At 66.1% G+C, this 4384-nt stretch carries 4 protein-coding genes; 3 read left to right on the plus strand and 1 reads right to left on the minus strand.

What is annotated here, in order from left to right; translation table 11 throughout:
- The coding region (gene fdhD / locus JMF90_RS26005; protein WP_201325603.1) for a formate dehydrogenase accessory sulfurtransferase FdhD at positions 1-735 on the minus strand (735 nt) is incomplete at its 3' end.
- Between the two features lie 422 nt (positions 736-1157).
- Here fdhD and JMF90_RS26010 point away from each other — a divergent pair.
- From JMF90_RS26010 to JMF90_RS26020, 3 genes are all read left to right on the plus strand, one after another.
- A complete protein-coding gene (locus JMF90_RS26010) occupies positions 1158-2558 on the plus strand; it encodes a cytochrome ubiquinol oxidase subunit I (RefSeq protein WP_027807757.1) in 1401 nt (466 codons plus the stop codon).
- Positions 2559-2560: 2 nt separating this feature from the next.
- Positions 2561-3568: a cytochrome d ubiquinol oxidase subunit II gene (gene cydB, locus JMF90_RS26015; protein ID WP_027807756.1), complete on the plus strand. Its 1008-nt coding sequence runs from the start codon at positions 2561-2563 to the stop codon at positions 3566-3568.
- Positions 3569-3729: 161 nt separating this feature from the next.
- The coding region (locus JMF90_RS26020; protein ID WP_201325604.1) for a bestrophin family protein at positions 3730-4384 on the plus strand (655 nt) is incomplete at its 3' end.

The following is a 4384-nucleotide window of genomic DNA, read 5'->3' on the forward strand; positions in this document are numbered from 1 at the left end:
CGCGAGCGACGTCGGCGCCGAGATCGTCGCGATCATCGGGATGCCGACCCGCGCGGCCTTGCGCACCAGTTCGTAGCTCGCGCGGCTCGACAGGAACACGAAGCCCGCGCGCAGGTCGGCGCGGCGGCGTGCGAGCTGCCCGATCAGCTTGTCGAGCGCGTTGTGGCGGCCGACGTCCTCGAACACGTCGAGCACGGCGCCGTCGCGGTCGCACCACGCGGCCGCGTGGATGCCGCCCGTCTCGCGCATCAGCGTCTGCCGGGCCGGCAACGCATGCGCGGCGCGCGCGATCGCGTCGGCGCCGATGCCCGCGGCCGCGCCGGCGGCCGCGATACGCGGCGGGTGCAGGTCGAGCTGCGCGATGCTTTCGATGCCGCACACGCCGCAGCCCGTGCGGCCGGCCAGCGCACGGCGGTGCGCCTTCAGCGCCATGAATGCCTGCTGTGATACGGTGAGCCGCACTTCGGCGCTGCCCGGCCGGTATTCGCTTTCGATGTCGAAGACGTCCGACGCGCGCTCGACGATGCCCTCGCTCAGCGCGAAGCCGAGGCCGAACGCGTCGAGGTCGATCGGCGTCGCCATCATGACCGTGTGCGAGATGCCGTTGAACACGAGTGCAACCGGGGTTTCGTCGACGACGCGATCGACGGTGTCGCGCGCGTCGCCGGCACGGTGGCGCGTCACCTGACACGCGGTGCTGCCGGTCGGATCGTCACGGCGAGTGCAGGACTCCATGCGGTTTTCTCCAGGCGGGGCGGCCGGCGGGCCGGCCGGGCTCGGCGCGCACGCCGAACGACGGGAATCGAGGCCGCCGGGCGGGCGCCGAAGGGCGCACTACCGCCGCGGGCAGGCGTTGCATAAGATGTTAAGTGGAGTGAACAGTGCGCCGCAGGCACAGCGCCGCCACGCGGAAAGCAGTACAGCTGAGCGTCCCGCCGGCGCCGAATATGTTTTCCGTGCACACATCTTCGGCGGCGCAAGCAGCACAGTTTCAGCGCACGTTCGAGTGATTGCGAGTATCGTTGCAAACGCGATATCGTCATTCACGCTTCGATGCCGTGCGAGCGATCGTTTGTGTTCGCACGTGTTGTCGCCAAGCCGTCGCGCGATTTCCTGCTTCGGGCGTACGTCCTCACAACCACGAGCAAATTACGGTCATGGAAATCTTCGATGCGTTCCATCTCGCCCGATTGCAATTCGCATTCACGGTGTCGTTCCACATCGTGTTCCCCGCGATCAGCATCGGCATGGCGAGCTTCCTGGCAGTGCTGGAATGGCGCTATCTCGTCACCGGCGACGCCGCCTACAAATCCATGTTTCAGTTCTGGTCGAAGATCTTCGCGATCGGCTTCGGGATGGGCGTGGTTTCCGGCGTCGTGATGGCGTACGAGTTCGGCACCAACTGGGCCGGGTTCTCGCGCGTCGCGGGCAACATCACGGGGCCGCTGCTCACGTATGAAGTCCTGACGGCGTTCTTCCTCGAAGCCGGCTTTCTCGGCGTGATGCTGTTCGGCTGGCAGCGCGTCAGCCCGCGCGCGCACTTCTTCGCGACGCTGATGGTCGCGGTCGGCACGCTGATCTCGACGTTCTGGATTCTCGCGTCGAACAGCTTCATGCAGACGCCGCAGGGCTACAAGATCGAGAACGGCCTCGTCGTGCCAGTCGACTGGTTCAAGATCGTCTTCAACCCGTCGTTTCCGTACCGTCTCGTGCATATGACGATCGCGGCGTTCATCGTCGCGGGCTTCATCGTCGCCGCGTGCGGCGCGTGGCACCTGCTGAAGGGGCGCCGCGACGAGCCGGTGAAGCGCAGCTTCTCGATGGCGCTGTGGATGCTGCTGGTGCTCGCGCCGATCCAGATCGTCGTCGGCGACGCGCACGGGCTGAACACGCGCGAATACCAGCCGGCGAAGATCGCAGCGATCGAAGGGCTGTGGGAAACCGAGAAGGGCGGCACCGCGCTGAACCTCGTCGGGCTGCCCGACATGCAGGCCGAAACCACGCGCTATGCGATCCAGGTGCCGCACCTCGGCAGCCTGATCCTCACGCACAGCTGGGACGGCGAGATCCGCGGGCTGAAGGAATTCCCGCCGCAGGACCGCCCGTATTCGCCGATCATCTTCTGGACGTTCCGGATCATGGCCGGCCTCGGGATGCTGATGCTGCTCACCGCACTGCTCGGGCTGCTGCTGAGAAAGGGCGGGCGCCTGTATGAAACGCGCTGGTTCCAGTGGTTCGTGGTGGCGATGGGGCCGTCGGGCATCGTCGCGCTGCTGGCCGGCTGGATCACGACCGAGGTCGGGCGGCAGCCGTGGACCGTGTACGGCGTGCTGCGCACCATCGACTCGGTCTCCCCGCTCACCGCCCAGCAGGTCGGCGTGTCGCTGCTGGTCTTCGTGGTCGTGTATTTCCTGGTATTCGGAACGGGTATCTACTACATGATGAAACTGATGAAGCGCGGGCCGGCGGCCCAGGCCGGCTACATCGAACTGCACCGGCATCCGGGGCTGCGCAAGAGCGCGCTGTCCACGCCGCTGAACGTCACCGAGGCGGAGTAACCATGCATATCGATCTTCCTGTCGTCTGGGCCGCGATCATCGGCCTCGGCGTATTCATCTACGTGATGCTGGACGGTTTCGATCTCGGCATCGGTCTGCTGTTTCCGTTCTTCGATGCGAAGGCCGAGCGCCAGGTGATGCTCGACACCGTCGCGCCGGTGTGGGACGGCAACGAGACGTTCCTCGTGCTCGGCGGCGCGGGCCTCTATGGCGCGTTCCCGGTCGTGTATTCGACGCTGCTGCCGGCCAATTACCTGCCGCTGGTGCTGATGCTGGTCGGGCTGATCTTCCGGGGCGCGGCGTTCGAGCTGCGTGCGAAAGCCACCCGCACGCAGCACATGTGGGACCTCGCGTTCATCGGCGGCTCGGCGCTCGCGGCGTTCTGCCAGGGGATCGTGCTCGGTTCGCTGCTGCAGGGCATCAAGATCGAGAACAACCAGTTCGCGGGCGGGCCGTTCGACTGGCTGTCGCCGTTCAGCATGATGTGCGGGATCGGCGTGCTCGTCACCTATGCGACGCTCGGCTGCGGCTGGCTGATCTTGAAGGTCGACGGCGAACTGCAGCGCAAGATGCGGTTGCTGATGAAGCCGCTCACGGGCGTGCTGCTCGCGGTGATGGGCGTGGTGAGCCTGTGGACCGTGATCGGGCTGCCGGCCGTCGCGCACCGCTGGTTCGGCAGCGGCAACCTCGGCTGGTTCCTGCCGGTGCCGATCCTGGTCATCGCGTGCGTGTGGGGCATCTTCCATACGGTGAAGCGTGCGCACGAGGCCACGCCGTTCCTGCTGACACTCGCGCTCGTGTTCCTCGGCTACACGGGGCTCGTGATCAGCATCTGGCCGAACATCGTGCCGCCGTCGCTGACGATCTGGGACGCGTCGTCGAGCCATTCGAGCCAGTTGTTCGCGCTGGTCGGCACCGTGATCGTGCTGCCGATCATCCTCGTGTACAACGCGATGCAGTACCGCGTGTTCCGCGGCAAGGTGCGCGAGGGCGATATCGGCTATCACTGAGCGGCAAGCGAGGTGACGGGGCGCGGCGCTCGCGTATCATCACGCGCAGCGCGGCGCCCGGCACGGCACCCCGATAGAAAGCGGCCCGCCACGCGCGGGCCGTTGCACATCGGGTGAGCGCGCAACGGGTTGCGCATTTCCTTGGCAGTCGAGAAAACATCATGATCGTCAGACCACGACAGAACTGGCTCAGGATGCTGTTCGTATGGAACGGCTCCGTGCTGCAATCCATCATTCCGCAGCTCGTGTTCATGGCGATCGTCAGCACGCTGGCGGTCTTCACGAACGGGCGCATCTTCGGCGAGAAGATTCCGCTGAACACCGCGCCGTTCACGCTGTTCGGGCTCGCGCTCGCGATCTTCCTCGGGTTTCGCAACAACGCGAGCTTCGAGCGCTTCAAGGAGGCGCGGCATCTGTGGGGCAACCTGCTGATCGCCGCGCGTGCCGTGACGTCGCAACTGCATCGCTACCTGCCCGACAGCGTGAGCGACGCCGAGCGCAACCGGCTCGCCGATCTGCTGATCGCGCTCGCGTATGCGCTGAAGCACCAACTGCGTCACACCGATCCCACCGACGACCTGGTGCGCATTCTCGGGGCGGAGCGCACGGCCGCGCTCGGGGGAAAATGCTACAAGCCGGTCGCGATCCTCGACGAGCTGCGCGGCGGCATCGTTCGTGCGCTGGGGCGCGGGCCCGGCAGTGACGCGACGTGCTGGATGTTCGAGACGCAACTCGATGAACTCGGCAAGTCCGTTGGTGGTTGCGAGCGCATCCTGTCGACGCCGATTCCGTTTTCGTACAGCGTGCTGCTCCATC

This window comes from Burkholderia sp. E168m23, from assembly GCF_016586125.1.
GTDB classification, from domain to species: domain Bacteria; phylum Pseudomonadota; class Gammaproteobacteria; order Burkholderiales; family Burkholderiaceae; genus Burkholderia; species Burkholderia orbicola.

Coding starts and splice junctions, on each gene's coding strand:
- JMF90_RS26010 (WP_027807757.1), top strand. CDS start 1,158: ATGGAAATCTTCGATGCGTTCCATCTCGCCCGATTGCAATTCGCATTC.
- cydB (WP_027807756.1), top strand. CDS start 2,561: ATGCATATCGATCTTCCTGTCGTCTGGGCCGCGATCATCGGCCTCGGC.